The organism is Flavobacterium sp. 5, from assembly GCF_002813295.1.
Taxonomy (GTDB): domain Bacteria; phylum Bacteroidota; class Bacteroidia; order Flavobacteriales; family Flavobacteriaceae; genus Flavobacterium.
Map to the genome: position 1 here is coordinate 3,458,132 of NZ_PHUE01000001.1, position 20,053 is coordinate 3,478,184.

Below are 20,053 nucleotides of genomic sequence, written 5' to 3' on the forward strand. Positions count from 1 at the left end.
GACCGTTAATTTTTTGTAATTTTACGTTTTTTTTAACAAAATACCAAGTTTTTGTTCTTTTTATGTGTCGATTTATTTTTTTGATAAAATGGAGCTATATTTTTTTGATTGTCTAAATAAAAAAGGTTTAAAAATAATAAAACCAAATATTTGCCACATTCAAAAATAAAATTCATTTTTACATCCTATTTTCTTTAAAAAACTATATTAAACCCGCATGGAACAAGACCAAAATAAAAAGAACTCTTTAAAACATGTTCTTTTTGGTAGCCTTATTGGTACCACAATCGAATTTTTTGACTTTTATATTTATGCCAATGCTGCGGTGTTGGTTTTTCCACAATTATTTTTTCCAAGTTCAGATACTACGATGGCAACGTTAGAATCGTTGGCAACCTTTTCGATAGCTTTTTTATCACGTCCTTTGGGTTCTGCATTTTTTGGGCATTATGGAGATAAAATAGGGCGTAAATTTACTTTAGTAGCAGCTCTATTAACAATGGGAATATCGACTGTGACTATTGGTTTTTTACCGAGTTATGCCAGTATAGGTGTTGCCGCTCCTTTACTATTAATGTTGTGTCGTTTTGGACAAGGTGTTGGATTAGGTGGCGAGTGGGGAGGAGCTGTTTTATTAGCTATTGAAAATGCACCACCCAACAAACGCGCTTGGTATGGTATGTTTCCGCAATTGGGTGCGCCAATTGGTTTACTGCTTTCAGGAGGAACTTTTTTATTGTTGACTGATTCAATGAGTAGCCAGGATTTTATGGATTATGGCTGGAGAATTCCTTTTATTGCCAGTTCACTTTTGGTTGTGGTTGGTTTTTATATCCGAACTAAAATTACCGAAACACCTTCTTTTGAAAATTCAAAAAAAGAACATGAAGAGGTTAAAATTCCTTTTTTTACATTGGTGAAGTCTTATAAAAATCAATTAATTTTTGGAACATTGGCAGCTGTGACAACTTTCTTGGTTTTTTATCTAATGACCGTTTTTACCTTGAGTTGGGCAACTTCGGATTTGGGTTTCGAAAAAAGAGATTTTTTATTGATTCAGTTGTTTGCGGTGTTGTTTTTCGCATTGTTTATTCCAATTTCTGCGTTAATTGCTGATAAAATTGGACGTCGCAAAATGTTGATTATGGCTACGACTGCTATTGCGGTTTTTGGCTTTTTCTTTTCGTATTTTATGAATTCAGGAAGCACAGTAATGGTTACTTTCTTTTTGTGTACAGGAATGGCTTTGATGGGATTCACTTACGGACCTTTAGGAACTTTTTTATCTGAATTATTTCCTACTACTGTTCGATATTCAGGAGCTTCACTAACTTTTAATATGGCTGGAATTCTTGGTGCAGCGTTTGCCCCAATGATTGCTATTTGGTTGGCATCAACTTATAGTTTGACTTATGTTGGGTTTTACTTGACGTTTGCGGCTTGTATTTCTTTGTTCGCTTTATTAGTGATTAGTAAGAAGGAACATAAGTTTTAAAACACGAGTAGTGTATAACAAAAAGGTCTTCTGAAATTTTTCAGAAGGCCTTTTTTATTTTTATCGTTTTAAGCTAAAATGACTTTTAAATTCGGCTCCATTTATGCGGGTAACTATAAACCAATAATCTGTTGAGGGTAAGGGTTGATTTAAAAAGTTTCCATCCCATGAAGTATTAGTAGCTAATTCTTTGATGAGTTTTCCATAACGGTCAAAAATTCTAATTCCTGAGTTTGGTTTCAAATAAGCAAAATCAATTGTCCATGTGTCATTGTAACCATCATTATTTGGTGTAAAGAATTTAGGAAAAGGAAGTTCATCTACATAATTAATACATTTAGCAGTTGTGGCTTCCAGAATTTGAATTGTTATTGGAGTTCTGGTACTTTCGCAATCATGAATAGTTTGCGAGGCATAATAAGTAATTCCGTTTTCAAGAGGAGTTGATACGGATAAATTTGTTCCAGTTAAAATGTCATTGTACCACTTTATATTTTCACCAAAAATTTTAATTGTATTTATTGTAGCATTTTGTTGTTTACAGAAACTTTGATTTAAATCGCCAATTGGAGCTTGAGTATCTTGTATTTTTATAGCAATAGCACGTCTGTTACTTTCGCAATTAGTATTGGTTTGGGTTACATAATATGTTTTGTTTTCAAGAATTGAAGTACTTGATAAAATATTCCCTGCCGTTTGAGTATCATACCATATTAGGTTTTGACCAATAATTGCAATATTTGAAATACTTGCATTCTCATCAATACAAAATGTTTGTGGAGAATTTGCTGTTGGCTGAGGTTGACTGTTAATAATTACTGTTTGATTTTGTGTTGAACTATTTCCGTTTCCATCATTGTAATTCCATGTAATAGTATAAGTACCAGGTAATGTATAGGAGAGTGGACTTGTGGTTGTACCTGTGATTGCTCCTGTACAAGTATCAGTTGCTGTTGGAATTGTGCTTAATATTGTTTGACAATCGCCTGTTATTGTTGGTAGCGTTTTTAAATCTGGGACTGGCGCAACAAAATCACCAACAACAATATTAATTTTTTTAGTTTCGGGACAGGCATTTGTTCCTGAAATTGTACAACTGTATTCACCACTGTTTAATGCGGATACATTTGTTATAATTGGGTTTGGATCGGTTGATGTAAAACCGTTTGGACCAGTCCAGTTATAAGTCGTTCCTCCTGAGGATTTAAAATCTAAAGAATTTCCAATGCAGATAGGGGAGTTACTTTTCAGTTCAGGAATAACAATAGACTCTGGTTCATGAAATTTTATCAAATAAAAATTTGAAAAACCATTAATATTTGGCTGATAAGAGCTTGCATCAGCAATTCCATTATTTTGTTCAGTATCTCCACCTATTATAATGTCATTATTATTGTCAAAACAAATTTTATTTGTCTGATAGAACGGATATGAATTTCCTCCGGTTAATGTACCAAAGACTAATTCACAGTTTTTTGTGAATTTACCTAAATATCCTTCTGAATTATTTTTCCTATATGCACAAGGGGTAATAATTGATGGGTCATTGCTACCTTGACCACTAATGTAAATTGAATTATTTTTAAATTTTAAAGAATTAATATCTGTGGAATACCCTAGATAAGATCCCCATATTCGCTGTCCATTAGCATTTAATTTTGCAAAAAAGCCAGTATAGTTCCATTCGGGATTAAAATCATCGAAACTACCAGGTGTAGCAATATTATAATGGCTGTAAGTAAAGCCTCCTATGTACACATTATCCTCATCATCAACGTCAATCGATTTGATATCTGATGCTCTTTCTCCTGAATAATATGTACTCCAAAGTCTTTGACCATTTAATGTAAATTTGTAAATAGTTCCGTCATTAGCGAAATCAGTAGTGTACTTATTTTCTTGAAAAACTCCTGGAGTTGAAATATGGTTAAAGCTCCTTGAATTACCTCCGATAACTAAATAATTTTTAGCGACTTTTATAGTTGTAAAATAATCATCATCTTCACCTCCGGCATATGTACCCCAAATTAAATTCCCGTTAGAATTAAATTTGATTAAAAAAGCATCTGGGCGGTCAGGGATTGTTCCTACTTCTCTATTTAAATTTGTTTGAAAGTTATTATTTGCTGAAATATTATTAGTACTATTTGTTTTCCCTACAACATAGATATTGTTGTTAATGTCAATATCTACATCAGAAGCTGAATCATCTTCAAAATCCCCAAAATAAGTTCCCCAAAGTCTAATACCGGATGAATTAAATTTTACAATAAAAGCGTCTATATTATCTCCTGTTGATTTTGGAGATATAGGGCTTTTTATTGGTTTGAAAGAATTAGCTGTTGAAATATTAGTAAAGCTAAAAGTTGAGCCTACGACAACAATATCGCCTTGTTTGTCGACTACTAAGCCATTAATTTTATCACTCTCTATTCCGCCATAATAAGTACCCCATACTCTGTTTCCATTCATATCAAATTTTGCAATAATAGCATCACCTATAAAATAAGAAGAGTTTAAAGAAGTAGTTTGGTGTGCCCCTGAACTTGCGTAAATACTTGATGCTTGAGTTATATTTCCTGAAAAATAAATGTTACCATTTTTGTCAGAATCGATATCTGTAAATTGCACACCACCATCATCCCCATAAAAAGTACCCCAAAGTCGCACAGGCACTGGATCAATAATCAAGGTCTTGTCAGAAAACTGACTTGAAGTTTCAAAACCATAAACATCGTTCTTGATTTTTCTATATCCAACTGCTATTTTTTTTTGCTAGTTTTATCTTCAGTCCAGCTTGCAGGAAGTGTTTCTTCCATTTTTCCAAAACGAACATTCATTTGGATTTTGTTATCAACCAAATTAGTTTCTGCTCCTTTAAATTTTAATTGAATATCTGATATTTTACCTTTTGGATGAACCACAAAATTGTATTCCACCGTTTTTAAAGTGTCTTTTGGAACAGTGAAAACTACATCAATATTAGGATAGATATTTTTATATGTTACTTGTTTGAATTGATGAACATCAACAATTCCTTCGGGTTTGTTAGGGACATTATAATAATTGTCAAAATCTTTTGATTGCTGATCTGTGAACAATTCAACCTTAGAATTTGAATTGACAAAGTCAATATCAATTCTATGATAAGTATATTCTAAAGTAAAGTCAGGTTGCTTTGTTTTATCTTTTTCGGGAATTTGGTAAGGAAGTGGTTTTGCGGTTTCTAAATGTAAGATAGGTACTTTTTTTACTTCATAAATATCATATGAAAAACCATTTTTTCTTAGCTGAACATTTAATCCACCTGAGTTTAATAGATATTTTACGGCCTTATTGGGGTTGCCTTTTTGATCAATAATTTGTCCTTTATTTTCTTTAAAACCAATAGACTGGTTTTTGTATTGAGAAAATGCTGGAATAAAAAACAATAAGAATAATAAAAGTAAAATTCGCTTCATAAGTATGATTTAAGGCCTCGCAAATATAGTTAAAAGTTTACAAAATGGTTCTGAAATTTCCAATAGCAAAAGATAAAAAGCTTCTATAATCTTTTCCTGAAAAGATTATAAATATCCTGTATTTTTGCACAAAACAATCTCAATTTTGAAAACCAAACTTTTCCTAATAACGCCACCGTTTACCCAACTGAATACACCGTATCCAGCAACCGCTTATATCAAGGGTTTTTTGAATACGATAAACATAGAATCCGTTCAGGCAGATTTAGGAATTGAGGTGATTTTGAAATTGTTTTCAAAGCAAGGATTAATCGATTTATTCGAATCCAACGACCAACGACCAACAACAGACAACTGCAAACGAATAGTAGCTTTACAAGACGAATACATCAAAACAATAGATTCGGTTATTGCTTTTTTACAGGGAAAAAATCCAACATTAGCGCTACAAATTTGTCAGGAAGATTATTTGCCGGAAGCTTCTCGTTTTGCACAATTAGAAGAATTGGATTGGGCTTTCGGAACGATGGGAACGCAGGACAAAGCCAAGCATTTGGCGACTTTGTATCTCGAAGATATCTCGGATTATATTGTAGAATGTGTCGATGCCAATTTTGGCTTTAGCCGTTATGCTGAAAGGTTAGGCCGTAGTGCTAATTCTTTTGATGAATTGTACGAAGCTTTGCAACAAGAACCAACTTATATTGATAAAATTTTACTTTTGATTTTAAAAGAAAGAATAGAAACCGTTCAGCCGACTTTATTCTTGATTTCAGTTCCGTTTCCAGGGAATTTATATTCTGCTTTTCGTTCAGCTCAATGGGTAAAAAAACATTATCCAAACATCAAAATTTCGATGGGAGGTGGTTTTCCAAATACTGAGTTAAGGTCACTTTCGGATGCGCGTGTTTTTGAATTTTTCGATTATATTACTTTGGATGATGGAGAAACGCCAATTGAAGAATTGATTTCAAGTATCGAAAATCCTGATTACAATGCCTATAAAAGAACTTTCCTTTTAGAAAATGGAAAAGTCGTTTATAAAAATAATTCACTAAAACATGATTACAAACAATCTCAAGTAGGAACACCAGATTATTCGGATTTACTTTTGGATAAATACATTTCGGTTATCGAAATTGTGAATCCAATGCATAGAATGTGGAGTGATGGACGTTGGAATAAACTAACGATGGCGCATGGTTGTTATTGGGGAAAATGTACATTCTGCGATATTTCATTAGATTATATAAAGGTTTACGAACCCGTTGCAGCCAATTTGTTGTGCGACCGAATGGAGGAAATGATCGCTCAAACGGGCGAAAATGGTTTTCATTTTGTAGATGAAGCTGCTCCGCCAGCATTGATGCGTGCTTTGGCACTCGAAATTCTTCGACGAAAATTATCAGTAACCTGGTGGACGAACATTCGATTCGAAAAAAGCTTTTCTGCCGATTTATGTTTGCTATTAAAAGCTTCTGGCTGTATTGCTGTTTCAGGCGGACTTGAAGTAGCTTCGGACAGATTATTACAATTGATTGACAAAGGTGTAACTGTAGAGCAAGTAGCCAAAGTGACTCGCAACTTTACCGAAGCAGGTGTAATGGTTCATGCGTATTTGATGTACGGATATCCAACGCAGACCATTCAGGAAACGGTTGATAGTTTAGAAATGGTGCGTCAACTCTTTGAAGCAGGCGTGTTACAATCAGGATTTTGGCATCAATTTGCGATGACTGCACACAGTCCTGTTGGATTGTATCCAGAGAAATTTGGCGTTACCAAAGAAACCGAAGTTATTGGAACTTTTGCTAATAACGATATTAATTATGTCGATAAAACAGGAATTGATCACGATAAATTTAGTTTCGGATTGAAGAAATCGCTGTTCAATTTCATGCACGGAATTTGTTTTGATTACGAGCTGCAGGATTGGTTTGATTTCAAAATACCAAAGACAAAAATAGGTTCTGATTTTATTTTTGATGCACTTCAGGAAGAAACCGATTTTAATACTAAACCTACTGCCAAAATGGTTTGGTTAGGAGGAAAACCATCCTTTGAACATTTTACCAAATCTAAAAAAGGAAATTCCTGGGAAATGATGACTTTGACTTTTCATGATAAAAAAGAAAGTTTTACGATTCAAACCAATAAAGCAGAAGGGGAGTGGTTGGTTCAAATACTTGAAAAACTATCGGTTTCTAAATCTAAAATTCATTCTTTTCAGGAAGTAAAAACTGATTTTGAAATCCAATTGGAAGATTTTGAATTGTTTTGGTACTCCAAACCTGTGAATACATTGCGGGAATTTGGATTATTAGTGTTGTAATTAATCACAAACAAATTTAAAACCAATACCATGCAGATTTTCGATGGATATGCCTTTTTCATTGGCCAGTATTTTTCGTAATCTCGAAATAAACACATCCAGACTTCGTCCCATAAAATAGTCGTCATCACCCCAAAGTGAAGTTAAGATTTGCTCTCTTTTCATCACTGCATTTTTATTATCTAGAAACAATTTTAGTAATTCGGCTTCACGTTGTGTTAGATTTATTTTTTCTGATTCATTAAAAACCAGATAATTTTTACTGTCAAAATGGTATTTCCCAACAGTATAAATCAATTTTTCAAAAGAAGTGTTTTTCTGTGAGCGTTTTAAGAAAATTTCAATTTTCAAAAGCAATTCTTCAATACTAAAAGGTTTCACAAGATAATCATCAGCTCCCAATCGCAATCCTTTAATGCGGTCTTCTTTTAATGTTTTGGCAGAAAGAAAAATAATAGGAATCTCACTATTGATTTTTCGGATTTCGGTAGCTAATTCAAATCCGTCCATTTTTGGGAGCATAATGTCAAGAATGCAAATGTCAAAACGCTCTTTTTTGAAGGTTTCAAAACACGATTTTCCATCACCACAATGAGTGACCTCATATTTATTTTGTTCCAAATTATCTTTGGTTAAATAAGCAAGTGTTTCATCATCTTCTGCATAAATAATTTTGATTGGCTGCATTATTTCTGAGGGATTAAAAGTGTTATTGTAATGCCATTTTTAAGATTGTTTTTGGCATTTATTTTCCAATTATGTAAGTCACATATTTTTTTTACATAATATAATCCCAGCCCAAAACCATTTATTTCATTGCTTTTTGAACTTGGAATTCTGTAGAATTTATCAAATATAAACGAAATGTTTTTATTGGAAATGCCAATGCCGTTGTCAATAAATTCGAGTTTAAAATAACGGTTATCCTTTGATAAACGAATAGAAATTTCGGGATTGTGCTCGCAATATTTCACTGAATTATCAATGAGATTGTAAACCAAATTGGTAAAATGAAACGAATCGGCTTCAATAGTATAATCTTTATTTTGTGTTTCAATTTTGATATCAACTATTGGATATTTTAAGCGTATATTCTCGATAACATCTTCAATAATCGGAGTAATTAAAATATTTTCTTTATTTAAAACCAAGGGAGAATTATCAGATTTTGCCACATTTAGTATTTTCTCGATATGATGATCGAGCTTACCACTTTGGTTGATGATAATATTGGTATAGTTATGTAGTTTCTCATCCGATTTAATTTTGTCTTGTTTTATCAGGTAATTAGATGCTATGAGTATGGATGAGAGAGGCGTTTTGAATTCATGTGTCATATTATTGATGAAATCACGTTGCAATTCGGAGTATTTTTTTTGTTGCAAAAGTGTAAATATAGAATAGACATAAATCAATAAAATAACTATTAATACCAATGAAAGTACTAACCAAAACTTCAAAGAACTAAATAAATAGCTCGTGTCATTTGGAAACCGAATAGCAAAATAATAAATCAGGTTTTTATGCTTAGGAAAATAAACGGATTGCTTTTTTTTTGATTTATCGGATAATGAAATATAGTTGCCATAAACCATTTCATCACTTTGGCAATTGTACATTGCATATTCAAAATCAGTCATAATATTAACTTTTTTGAATTCAGATTTTAAATAGTATTCTAAAATTTCAGGTTCAAAATCATTATCGACATTTACAACGTAATAATCATTGGAGATTTTTTGTACCGGATTTTCCAATGGCAAGTCATGGTTGCTTCCTTCATATAATTTTTTTGCTACTTCCAGTAATGCAATGTGTGTTTTTTGACTTAATTTTTTTTCTTCGAGTGTAAAGGCTTGTTTTGTCCAAAGTAATTGTGCTACCAGAATACCAATGATGGCAATAAGTCCGAGAACGATGATACTATTGAGTTTATTTATTTTCAAATCTATATTCTTCAAATTCAAAAGTAATCAAATATATGGTCAATAATAGTCATTAACAACTCGTTAACAAACAATTGAAATTGCTTAACAAGAGCCCGTTATTTTTCAGATTACATTTGATTAATAGAATTTAGCAAACCAATATTATTTATTTAAACCTTTAATCATTACTATTATGAAAACAATTAAAATTTCGATGCTGGCTTTAACTTTAGCATTTATGTCATTTAATGTCCTTCCAACAAAAACAGTTACTACTAAAATTGAAAAAGAAACTTCTTTAATCATATGGAAAAGTGAGCAAATTGATTTAGGAGAAATTCCCCAAAACAAACCTAAATCTATCGATTTTGAATTCAAAAATACTGGAAAAACCGCTGTGATTATTACCAATGTCAAAGCTTCTTGTGGATGTACTGCAACTGATTATACAAAAACGCCAATACAACCTGGACAAACAGCAAAAGTTACCGCTACTTATAATGCTGCAGCAAAAGGAGCTTTCACAAAAACAGTTACCGTTACTACAAATGCAGAAGTAACTCCAAAGGTATTGTCTTTTAAAGGAACAGTTATATAATTTAATAAATCAGGTTATATTAAAAACTCCAAATTACTTTTGATTTGGAGTTTTTTTATTGGAAATAATTTTTAGGAGCAAGAGCATTTGGCATTTATAGAAATATAGTTCCCGCTATCCGTTACAATCTTTTTGTTTTTGGCAGCAAAAACAAAAAGGATTTTCACTTCTATCGGGGCTAAAGAGAGACAGCTCGTTTTTTTGACTTGCATTTTCAATTAAAACTTTACTATTTTTATTGAAAATAATTCGAAGATGAAAACATTTCCCAAACTATTAATTGTATTGATTGTCATAATAACTTTTTCTTGTAATAAGTCAGGTAAAGATACAATCATTCTAAAAAAACTGGTCAAAAAAGAAATTGCTGAACTTACTATTTCAATTGATAGTAACACAGTTTCTAATTTTTATCAAGCCTACCCTAAATTGGTTTCTTATCAAGCAGAAGTTCTTAAATTGTACAAAAAGCAAGGTTCTAAACAATTGTGGTTAGATAATAAAGGTTTGGTCGAGTTCGGAAATACTTTATTCAATAAATATAGAGGTTTGGCAGATGAAGGTTTAAAAGCTAATTTTCCATATGATTCGATAGTTAATCAAATCTTTGACCGTATTTCGAATAATAAACTCTCGCAAATTGATACCGATTTGATGATTACCAATTTGTACTTTTATTATGCTTCAAAAGTATATCATGGAGTAGATGAAAAAACTACGACTTCATTAGAATGGCTTTTGCCTAGAAAAAAACTAAATTATCAGGTATTTTCAGATTCTATTTTTCATAACTCGGCAATTAATGACAGTAAGAAGAATAAAATGTTTAGTCAATATTATAAACTGCGTGAAGTACTTAAACAATACAGGGAAATTGAAAAAAACGGAGGCTGGAAAGCGATTGAAGTTAGTGACGATTTTAAAAATTTCAAATTAGGAGATTCAGCAGTTGGAATAGCTCAAATAAGAGAAAGGCTTTTTGTAACTGGTGAGATTAAAGAAAATACCAAAAGTGCAGTATGCGATACGGTTTTAATTTCAGCAGTTAAAAACTATGAATTGCATCATGGTAAAACACCAAAAAATATAATTTTACCAGAACATATTAAAGAAATGAATGTTCCAGTTTCGGATAGAATCAAGACAATTATTGTCAATATGGAACGTTGTCGTTGGATCGATCCTAAATTGGAAAAAGACAAAGAATTCATTGAAGTTAATATACCAGAGTTTAAATTATATGTGATTCGCGATGGCGAAATCAGTTTCATTTCGCCAGTTGTGGTGGGAAAAGCAATGACAAAGACCGTGATTTTTAGCGGAATGATGCAGTTTATTGTTTTTAGTCCATATTGGGTTATTCCTCAAAGTATTATCAATCAGGAGATAAAACCAGGAATGGCAAAGGATAAAAATTATTTGGCTAAAAAACAATTAGAATGGAATAATGGGCAGGTACGTCAGTTGCCTGGAAAGAATAACTCTTTGGGTTTGGTGAAATTTTTATTTCCCAATTCCAATAACATTTATTTACACGATACACCTGCCAAAAGTTTGTTTGAAAGAGAAAACAGAGCATTTAGTCACGGCTGTGTACGTGTAGCAAAACCAAAAGAATTGGCTGTCGAATTATTAAAAGGCGATCCGTCTTGGACTCCTGAACGTATTGACAAAGCAATGCATGCCGGAAAAGAAAAATGGTACACATTGAAAAAGAAAGTTCCTGTTTATATCGGTTATTTTACCGCTTGGGTAGATAGAAATGGAAACATGAATTTTTATGATGATGTGTATCAAAGAGACGAAAGTCTAATTAAATTATTGACAGATGAATAGACGTAGTGGGCTCGCGTGAGGGATAGAAGCAAGTTCCCGAAGTAACGCGGATAGCCCGACGCCAGTAGAGAAAGAGCCCATGAGCGTAAAGTGAAGTAGGCTCTTTTTCTACTGGAGGCACGCCCTAATTGTGGCTTTTCAGATGATTTTGTTTTGGATTTGATTTTTTATTCACGAAAACGTTTTCTTTTTATATTTTTACTGACCTAAAACGAGTAAAGAATGAGTGCTAATTACAAAGTAACTGTAAATGATATTTTCCAATTTGATTTGGAAAAGGAAAGTATTTCTCAACTGGATGCTATACCAACGGAAGCAAATGCGTTCCATGTATTGCATCAAAACACACCTTATAAAGCTGAAATTATTTCATCGAATTTCAATCATAAATCTTATACTGTTAAGGTAAATAATACTATTTATGAAGTGGCAATTTCAAACCCTTTGGATATTTTGATCAAAGAAATGGGGTTTGAAGTGGGACTGATCAAACAGGTAAATGCAATTAAGGCACCTATGCCTGGACTGATTTTGGAAATTGGTGTTGAAGTAGGGCAATCCGTAAAAGAAAATGACAACTTAATCATTCTAGGAGCCATGAAAATGGAGAATAGTTTTTTGTCACCACGAGATGGAGTAATCAAAACTATTGCTGTGAGTACTGGTGATGCAGTAGAGAAAGGGCAATTATTAATTGAATTCGAGTAAAATTATGCAAAAAATACTAGTTGCTAATAGAGGTGAAATTGCCATTAGGGTGATGAAAACAGCAAAGAAAATGGGCATTAAAACTGTAGCGGTTTATTCGACTACAGATAGAAATGCACCACATGTGAAATTTGCCGATGAGGCTGTATGGATTGGAGAAGGACCTTCAAACCAATCGTATTTACTTGGAAACAAAATTATTGAAGCCGCTAAAGCCTTGAATGCTGACGCTATTCATCCAGGATATGGATTCCTGAGTGAGAATGCTGATTTTGCTGTAGAATGTGAAAAGAACGGAATTATATTTATAGGCCCAAAATCGCATGCTATTAAAATTATGGGAAGCAAATTGGCTGCCAAAGATGCTGTTAAAGCCTATAATATTCCGATGGTTCCTGGTATTGATGAAGCCATTACGGATATCGAAAAAGCTAAGCTTGCAGCAACGTCAATTGGTTTCCCTATCCTGATTAAAGCCTCGGCTGGCGGTGGTGGAAAAGGAATGCGTGTGGTAGAAAGTGAAGCCGATTTTGAATCTCAAATGAATCGTGCTATAAGTGAAGCAGTTGCTGCCTTTGGAGATGGTTCGGTTTTTATTGAAAAATATGTGGCTTCTCCACGACATATCGAAATTCAGGTTATGGCTGATAGTCATGGCAACATCTTATATTTGTTTGAAAGAGAATGCAGTATTCAGCGCCGTCATCAAAAAGTGGTTGAAGAAGCTCCTTCGGCTGTCCTAACTCCTGAATTGCGTAAAAAAATGGGTGAAGCGGCTGTTCTGGTGGCTAAATCGTGTGATTATTTAGGAGCAGGAACCGTTGAATTTTTATTAGACGAAAATAATAATTTCTACTTCCTCGAAATGAATACCCGTTTGCAAGTAGAGCACCCCGTTACAGAATTGATTACAGGTACCGATTTGGTCGAATTGCAAATTAGAGTAGCTAGAGGTGAAGCATTAACGATTGCACAAGAAGATTTAAAAATAAAAGGACATGCACTAGAATTACGTGTATATGCCGAAGACCCGCTGAATGATTTTTTACCAAGTGTAGGTCATTTGGATGTATATAAAATTCCTGTTGGCGAAGGAATTCGTGTTGATAATGGCTTTGAGCAAGGCATGGATATTCCGATTTATTATGATCCAATGTTGGCTAAATTGATTACGTATGGACAAACACGCGAAGAAGCGATTCAGTTGATGATAAAAGCCATTGAAAACTATCAGGTAGAAGGAGTGAGTACGACTTTGTCTTTTGGAAAATTTGTTTTTGAACACGAAGCGTTTCGTTCGGGAAAATTTGATACTCATTTCGTAAAGAAATATTACAGCCCGGAAATTTTAAAAGAACAAGCTGGTAAAGAAGCCGAAATTGCTGCTTTGGTAGCATTGAAACAGTATTTTGAAGATCAAAAAATAGTACGCTTACCAAATTAAAAAAATAATTGAACCATTAAGGAATTAAGTTTCATTTAGAGATACAAAACTTAATTTGCTTAATATCTTAATGGTTTAAAATATTTCAGCTTTAGCTGAAGTAAATAAATGTTAAGTTGGTTTTAGCAAAAAGTAAAATGGTTATTAAAAATTAGCCGTTAAAAAAGGATAGTATGCAAGACAAGATAAAAGCACTAAACGATAAAATTGCTCTCGCTCATTTGGGTGGTGGTAAAAAACGTATTGAAAAACAGCACAGCAATAAAAAATTAACGGCAAGAGAACGTATCGATTATTTGATGGATGAAGGTTCTTTTGAGGAAATTGGAATGTTGGTGACACACCGAACTACCGATTTTGGTATGGAGAAAGAAATGTATTATGGTGATGGAGTTATCACAGGATACGGAACCATTAATGGAAGATTGGTTTATATTTTTGCACAGGATTTCACTGTTTTTGGAGGTTCATTATCTGAAACTCATGCTGAAAAAATATGCAAAATCATGGATATGGCTGTCAAAATGGGAGCGCCTATGATTGGGTTAAACGATTCTGGGGGAGCACGTATTCAGGAAGGAGTTCGTTCTTTGGGTGGATATGCTGATATTTTCTTTAGAAATGTACAAGCCAGTGGTGTGATTCCACAAATCTCAGCGATTATGGGACCTTGCGCTGGTGGAGCTGTTTATTCTCCTGCCATGACCGATTTTACGATGATGGTTGAAGATACCAGTTATATGTTTGTAACAGGTCCAAATGTGGTAAAAACAGTAACCAATGAATCGGTTACTTCTGAGGAATTAGGAGGTGCAAGTACGCATTCTACCAAATCAGGGGTGGCACATTGTACTTCAACGAATGACGTGGTTTGCCTTGAAGACTTGAAACGATTATTGAGCTATTTACCTCAAAACAATAAAGAAACAGCACACAATTTACCTTTCGAATTTAAAGATGAGGTTCGCATGCAATTGGCAGATATCATTCCAGATAATCCAAACAAGCCGTATGACATGCACTCTGTGATTGGAGGAATTATAGACGAAGATTCATTTTTTGAAATTCATAAAAACTATGCCGAAAACATTCTTGTTGGATTCGCCCGATTGGGAGGTCGAAGTATTGGAATTGTGGCCAATCAACCGATGTTTTTGGCGGGTTGTCTGGATGTAAACAGTTCGATAAAAGCGGCGAGATTTACTCGTTTTTGTGATGCATTTAATATTCCGTTGTTGGTGTTAGTGGACGTGCCGGGCTTTTTGCCAGGAACTGACCAAGAGTGGAACGGAATCATTGTTCACGGAGCGAAATTACTTTACGCGTTAAGCGAAGCAACTGTCCCAAGGGTTACTGTAATTACTAGAAAAGCTTATGGTGGTGCGTATGATGTAATGAACTCTAAACACATTGGTGCCGATATGAATTTTGCTTGGCCCACTGCTGAGATTGCCGTAATGGGAGCCAAGGGTGCTTCAGAAATTATCTTTAAAAAAGAAATCCACGATGCCGAAGATCACGAAGCCAAACTCCTTGAAAAAGAAGCTGAATATGCCGATTTGTTTGCGAATCCATACACAGCAGCACAACGTGGCTTTGTTGATGAGGTGATTCTTCCACAAGACACAAGGCGCAAGTTGATTAAAGCGTTTAGTATGCTTAAAAATAAAGTGAGTGTCACCCCTGACAGGAAGCATGGGAATATTCCTTTGTAACCTTTCTATGAGAATTATAATTTTAAAACCATCTGATGATTTCAGATGGTTTTTTGGTTTTATAGGTTTATTGATTCTGCTTAGCGTAATTGTAATTTTATCTCGTAAAAATCATCAATTGGTTAAAAATGGTATTTTTTTATTATCATTTGACATTATAGTATCTTTTAGGAATAGCCGTAATTTATAAATTTGTTTCTTGTGTATAAATTATTTTATTTCTTAAATCATGAATTTTAAAAAATACAGCCTCTTATTTTTATTCCTAACCTATTTTGTCAATGCCCAAAATAAACAATTTGTTCTCGCTGGTAGAGTAGAACCGTTGGGAGACAGTAAAGTGATGCTTATTGGCCCAGCATCTTCAGTGTCATTTGATTTTGAGGGGAATGCTTGTGCAATTTCTTTGCAAAATGTAGACACTTATGATCACCAAAATTATGTCTCTTTAGAACTTGATGGTCAATATGTAGGCCGTATCAAAATAGAAAAAGGGGAATTAAAATCATATCCAGTTACTGTTTCTTCTAAAAATAAAAAGCACCATCTTGCTATTTATAAAGCTACAGAAGCAGCCAATGGAGGCGTATTATTTGCAGGTACAACAGCTAAAGTTATTGAAAGTGCAACTCCAAAAAGTAAAAAGAAAATTGAATTAATAGGTGATTCTATTACGTGTGGTTACGGAAATGATCTTTCTACGATTCCATGTGGCAGTGGAGATTGGTATGACCAACACAATGCTTATTGGGCTTACGGACCAATACTTTCTAGAGCCTTGAATGCTGATTTTGTATTGAGTTCGGTTTCTGGCTACGGAATGTACCGCAACTGGAATGACGACCACATTGAAGAACCAAATTTACCGGATGTTTACCAAAATTTATATTTGAATAAGGATAGCTCGAAACCGTATAATTTTGCTTTTCAGCCTGATTTGGTGAGTATTTGTTTAGGAACCAATGATCTTTCGGATGGTGATGGCAAAAAAGCAAGATTACCATTTAATGAAGAAAAATACGTTTCTAATTATATTGATTTTATTAAAGTGGTTTACAAACACACTCCTAATACTAGAATTATTTTGTTGACAAGTCCAATGGTTTCGGGTGATAAAAACGTAACCTTGGTAAAATGTTTGAAGAAAGTGATTCAGACATTTGAAAATGATAAAGCGCATCAACCAATTGCATTGTTCGAATTCCAACCAATGTCTCCAAAAGGTTGTGGTTACCACCCAGATATTGCAGATGATAAAGTAATGGCAGACCAATTGATTCCGGTTTTTAAAAAATTACTAAATGAAAAATAGTTTTATTACAGTTGTTCTTTTCCTGATTCTTTCAAATACTGCTTTCGCTAATGTTACGTTACCAAATGTGTTTTCGGATAATATGGTTTTGCAACGCAATACTGAAGTGAAAATTTGGGGCTGGGCTAATTCACAGGAAGAAGTGGTAGTTAAACCAAGTTGGAATAATCAGGAGTATAAAGTTAAAACTAGTAATCAGGCAAAATGGGAGATTTTAATTTCAACTCCAAAAGAGGGTGGCCCTTATACAATTTCTATTAAAGGTTATAATGAAGTTGTATTAAAAAATATTTTGATAGGCGAAGTCTGGATTTGTTCTGGACAATCGAATATGGAAATGAATGCCAGTTGGGGAATTGAAAATGGCGACGAAGCAGTAAAAAATGCTACGAATCCCAATATTCGATTGTTTTTAGTGCCTAAATTGACAGCTATAACCCCACAGGATAATCTTTCAGGGACTTGGACAAACTGTACACCTGAGACTATGAAATATTTTAGTGCGGTGGGGTACTTTTTTGGAAAGCGATTGAATGAAGAATTAAAAAATGTACCTATTGGTTTGATTTCATCGAATTGGGGAGGAACACCAGCTGAGATTTGGATGCCAGAAGAAGTAATTCAAAATGATTCAGTTTTACTAGAATCAGCTAAGACTAGAAAAGAAGAAATCTATGGACCGAATCAACCTGCAAGAGCTTTTAATGCTATGATTTCACCAATTACAGGATTTAAAATTGCCGGAGTATTATGGTATCAAGGTGAAAGCAATGTGGGTTCTACGGTTTATGATAAAACACTTTCGGCATTAATCACTTCTTGGAGAAAATTATGGAAGTATGATTTTCCATTTTATTTTGTTCAGATTGCGCCGTATAAATATGGTGAAGATCATTTCAGCGGTTCCATCATTCGAGATGCACAACGGAAAGTTTTGCAAGAAGTTCCGAACGTAGGAATGGTGATGACAAGCGATATTTCGCCAATTGATGATATTCATCCAAAGGATAAAAAATCGGTAGGGATTCGTTTGGCTAATTTGGCTTTGGTGAATACTTATAAAACCAATACTGCCATTGTAAACGGCCCATTATATAAAGGAATTACAATTGATAAGAATAAAATTGTAGTTGCTTTTGATTTTGAGGACGGCTTGTATTTTAAAGATAAAAAAGCAGATTTATTTGAAATTGCTGGATCTGATAATGTGTTTTATAAAGCAACGGCTAGTATTAAAAATAATACAGTCATAGTACAGTCGGCTCAAGTGAAAGTTCCTGTGAAAGTTCGTTATGCTTGGAAAAATACAGATCAATCAACGCTTTTTAATAAAGCTAATTTGCCTGCTTCCTCTTTTATAAGCGAATAATTCTATTTTCAAATAACAATGGTGAAAAATCGAAATTATAATAGTTTAATATTTTTTCAACTGCTTTTATTAGTTCTTTTCAGTTGTAATATGGTTTGGGGGCAAACAGCAATGCAAAACGTTTCTGATAGAAATTGTTTCAGTTTAAATGGAAAATGGAACGTCATAATTGATCCTTATGATAATGGTGAATGGCGAAAATTTTGGGAAGAAAGAAAACCAGAAAAGAAGACAGATTTTTTTGAATATTCATTTGTTGGTACACCAGAATTGAATGTGCCATCAGATTTTAATACACAACTCCCTGAGCTTACTTATTACGAAGGAATCGTTTGGTACAAAAAGGCATTTAAATATTCTTTAAAGAAAAATAAAAGGTTATTTATTCATTTTGGAGCTGTAAATTATACAGCAGATGTGTTTTTAAATGGCAAACTTATTGGTAAACACGAAGGAGGTTTTACGTCATTTCAATTTGAAATTACAAATCTTGTCGCAGGTGAAAATTCACTTGTTGTGAAAGTTAATAATAAAAGACTCAAAGACGGTATTCCTAGCGAAGGCTATGACTGGTTTAATTATGGAGGAATCACTCGTGATGTCGATTTGATTGAAACTTCAACTTCCTATATCGAGGATTATTCTATTCAATTAAAAAAGAATTCAAATACTCAGGTATTGGGTTGGGTAAAAATTGCTGATGCAAAACAACCACAAAAAATTAAGGTAAGCATTCCCGAATTGAAATTAAAATTCACTGCAAATACTGATAAAAAAGGATATGCTGAAGTTCAATTAAATTCTAAATTTAAACTTTGGAGTCCAGAAAATCCTAAATTATATGATGTGATTATCGAAAGTGAATATGATACAATTAAAGATCAGATTGGCTTTAGGAATATTGAAGTGCAAGGGACGAAAGTGGTTTTGAATGGTAAACCCATATTTATAAAAGCAATTAATATTCATGAAGAAATGCCATTGCGTGGCGCTAAAGCTTATTCGGAAGCTGATGCTCTTTTGCTTTTAAATTGGGTAAAAGAATTGGGTTGCAATTTAGTTCGATTAGCACATTATCCACACAGCGAGCACACCATAAAATTAGCCGAAAAGATGGGTTTGATGGTTTGGGAAGAATTACCGATTTATCAGCACATTGCATTTTCTACAGAAGGAGTATCTCAAAAAATGGATATAATGCTTCAGGAAATGATCAAAAGGGATAAAAACAGGTGTGGTGTTGTAATATGGTGTTTATCGAATGAAACCTATCAATTTACTCCAAATCGAGATCAAGAATTAATTGATTTAGCTAAAAAATGTAAAATAGTAGATGATACCCGTCTTACAACAACGGTGATTTGTACACAAGGATACAATGATAATGTCTTTAATGTTTGGGATCCGCTGTATAATTATTATGATATTATTTCTGTTAATGAATACGTAGGCTGGTACTCTCCTTGGCAAGGTAATCCAAAAGATACTAAATGGAAATTGGTTAATAATACAAAACCATTGTTTATTTCAGAATTTGGAGGAGAAGCTCTTTATGGGAATAATGATAAGCCTTCCGATGAAGCTTCAAATTGGACAGAAGGCTACCAGGAAAAAATTTATAAAGATCAGATAGAAATGTTTAAGACAACTCCAAATTTGGCAGGGGTTTGTCCTTGGATTTTATGTGATTTTCGATCTCTTTCTCGTTTACATCCACTTTATCAAAAGGGATGGAATAGAAAGGGAGTACTGTCTGACAAGGGAGAGAAAAAGAAAGCTTGGTATGTTTTAAAGGATTATTATGAAAATTATAATAATTAAAAGACAAACCGAATTTAAGTAAGATCAAAAATAA

The 20,053-nt window shown here is 33.5% G+C and carries 14 protein-coding genes; 10 read left to right on the top strand and 4 right to left on the bottom strand.

From position 1 onward, the window contains the following. Positions 1-217 precede the first annotated feature (217 nt). The gene (locus tag CLU82_RS14480; RefSeq protein ID WP_100843745.1) at positions 218-1,495 is read left to right on the top strand and encodes an MFS transporter; all 1,278 of its coding nucleotides are present in this window, start codon (positions 218-220) and stop codon (positions 1,493-1,495) included. 60 nt (positions 1,496-1,555) lie between these two features. Here the strand turns inward: CLU82_RS14480 and CLU82_RS14485 are convergent, their stop codons facing one another. Further along, complete coding sequence (locus CLU82_RS14485; protein WP_198520227.1) at positions 1,556-4,171, bottom strand: T9SS type B sorting domain-containing protein; 2,616 nt, start codon at positions 4,169-4,171, stop codon at positions 1,556-1,558. Between the two features lie 86 nt (positions 4,172-4,257). Beyond that, positions 4,258-4,956 carry a hypothetical protein gene (locus tag CLU82_RS14490; protein WP_100843747.1) on the bottom strand — a complete coding sequence of 233 codons (699 nt, stop codon included), beginning with the start codon at positions 4,954-4,956 and terminating at the stop codon, positions 4,258-4,260. Between the two features lie 145 nt (positions 4,957-5,101). On the opposite strand from CLU82_RS14490, the gene CLU82_RS14495 reads away from it, so the two are divergent. Then, positions 5,102-7,288: a radical SAM protein gene (locus CLU82_RS14495; protein ID WP_100843748.1), complete on the top strand. Its 2,187-nt coding sequence runs from the start codon at positions 5,102-5,104 to the stop codon at positions 7,286-7,288. On the opposite strand, the gene CLU82_RS14500 is transcribed toward CLU82_RS14495, so the two are convergent. Both CLU82_RS14500 and CLU82_RS14505 read right to left on the bottom strand, forming a co-directional pair. Further along, complete coding sequence (locus CLU82_RS14500; RefSeq protein ID WP_100843749.1) at positions 7,289-7,975, bottom strand: response regulator transcription factor; 687 nt, start codon at positions 7,973-7,975, stop codon at positions 7,289-7,291. Then, a complete protein-coding gene (locus tag CLU82_RS14505) occupies positions 7,975-9,234 on the bottom strand; it encodes a sensor histidine kinase KdpD (RefSeq protein ID WP_100843750.1) in 1,260 nt (419 codons plus the stop codon). Before CLU82_RS14505 ends, CLU82_RS14500 begins: the two co-directional genes overlap by 1 nt. A 175-nt stretch (positions 9,235-9,409) precedes the next feature. Between CLU82_RS14505 and CLU82_RS14510 the strand changes: the two genes are divergently transcribed. From CLU82_RS14510 to CLU82_RS14550, 8 genes are all read left to right on the top strand, one after another. Then, a complete protein-coding gene (locus CLU82_RS14510; protein WP_100843751.1) occupies positions 9,410-9,814 on the top strand; it encodes a DUF1573 domain-containing protein in 405 nt (134 codons plus the stop codon). 255 nt (positions 9,815-10,069) lie between these two features. After that, complete coding sequence (locus tag CLU82_RS14515; RefSeq protein WP_100843752.1) at positions 10,070-11,650, top strand: murein L,D-transpeptidase; 1,581 nt, start codon at positions 10,070-10,072, stop codon at positions 11,648-11,650. Between the two features lie 222 nt (positions 11,651-11,872). After that, positions 11,873-12,358 carry an acetyl-CoA carboxylase biotin carboxyl carrier protein subunit gene (locus tag CLU82_RS14520; protein ID WP_100843753.1) on the top strand — a complete coding sequence of 162 codons (486 nt, stop codon included), beginning with the start codon at positions 11,873-11,875 and terminating at the stop codon, positions 12,356-12,358. A gap of 4 nt (positions 12,359-12,362) precedes the next feature. Continuing rightward, positions 12,363-13,802, top strand: coding sequence for an acetyl-CoA carboxylase biotin carboxylase subunit (gene accC / locus CLU82_RS14525; RefSeq protein WP_100843754.1), 1,440 nt, complete (start codon positions 12,363-12,365; stop codon positions 13,800-13,802). A gap of 173 nt (positions 13,803-13,975) precedes the next feature. Continuing rightward, positions 13,976-15,517: an acyl-CoA carboxylase subunit beta gene (locus CLU82_RS14530; protein ID WP_100843755.1), complete on the top strand. Its 1,542-nt coding sequence runs from the start codon at positions 13,976-13,978 to the stop codon at positions 15,515-15,517. Between the two features lie 229 nt (positions 15,518-15,746). Continuing rightward, positions 15,747-16,829, top strand: a complete 1,083-nt coding sequence (locus tag CLU82_RS14540; RefSeq protein ID WP_100843757.1) for an SGNH/GDSL hydrolase family protein — start codon at positions 15,747-15,749, stop codon at positions 16,827-16,829. Further along, positions 16,819-18,198 carry a sialate O-acetylesterase gene (locus tag CLU82_RS14545; RefSeq protein ID WP_100843758.1) on the top strand — a complete coding sequence of 460 codons (1,380 nt, stop codon included), beginning with the start codon at positions 16,819-16,821 and terminating at the stop codon, positions 18,196-18,198. The genes CLU82_RS14540 and CLU82_RS14545 overlap by 11 nt, the downstream gene beginning before the upstream one ends. Positions 18,199-18,216: 18 nt before the next feature. Beyond that, positions 18,217-20,019 (top strand): glycoside hydrolase family 2 protein, encoded by a 1,803-nt coding sequence (locus tag CLU82_RS14550; protein ID WP_232735254.1) that lies wholly within the window; start codon positions 18,217-18,219, stop codon positions 20,017-20,019. The last annotated feature ends 34 nt before the right edge of the window (positions 20,020-20,053 follow it).

Coding starts and splice junctions, on each gene's coding strand:
- CLU82_RS14480 (WP_100843745.1), top strand. CDS start 218: ATGGAACAAGACCAAAATAAAAAGAACTCTTTAAAACATGTTCTTTTT.
- CLU82_RS14490 (WP_100843747.1), bottom strand. CDS start 4,956: ATGAAGCGAATTTTACTTTTATTATTCTTATTGTTTTTTATTCCAGCA.
- CLU82_RS14500 (WP_100843749.1), bottom strand. CDS start 7,975: ATGCAGCCAATCAAAATTATTTATGCAGAAGATGATGAAACACTTGCT.
- CLU82_RS14510 (WP_100843751.1), top strand. CDS start 9,410: ATGAAAACAATTAAAATTTCGATGCTGGCTTTAACTTTAGCATTTATG.
- CLU82_RS14515 (WP_100843752.1), top strand. CDS start 10,070: ATGAAAACATTTCCCAAACTATTAATTGTATTGATTGTCATAATAACT.
- CLU82_RS14520 (WP_100843753.1), top strand. CDS start 11,873: ATGAGTGCTAATTACAAAGTAACTGTAAATGATATTTTCCAATTTGAT.
- accC (WP_100843754.1), top strand. CDS start 12,363: ATGCAAAAAATACTAGTTGCTAATAGAGGTGAAATTGCCATTAGGGTG.
- CLU82_RS14530 (WP_100843755.1), top strand. CDS start 13,976: ATGCAAGACAAGATAAAAGCACTAAACGATAAAATTGCTCTCGCTCAT.
- CLU82_RS14540 (WP_100843757.1), top strand. CDS start 15,747: ATGAATTTTAAAAAATACAGCCTCTTATTTTTATTCCTAACCTATTTT.
- CLU82_RS14545 (WP_100843758.1), top strand. CDS start 16,819: ATGAAAAATAGTTTTATTACAGTTGTTCTTTTCCTGATTCTTTCAAAT.
- CLU82_RS14550 (WP_232735254.1), top strand. CDS start 18,217: ATGGTGAAAAATCGAAATTATAATAGTTTAATATTTTTTCAACTGCTT.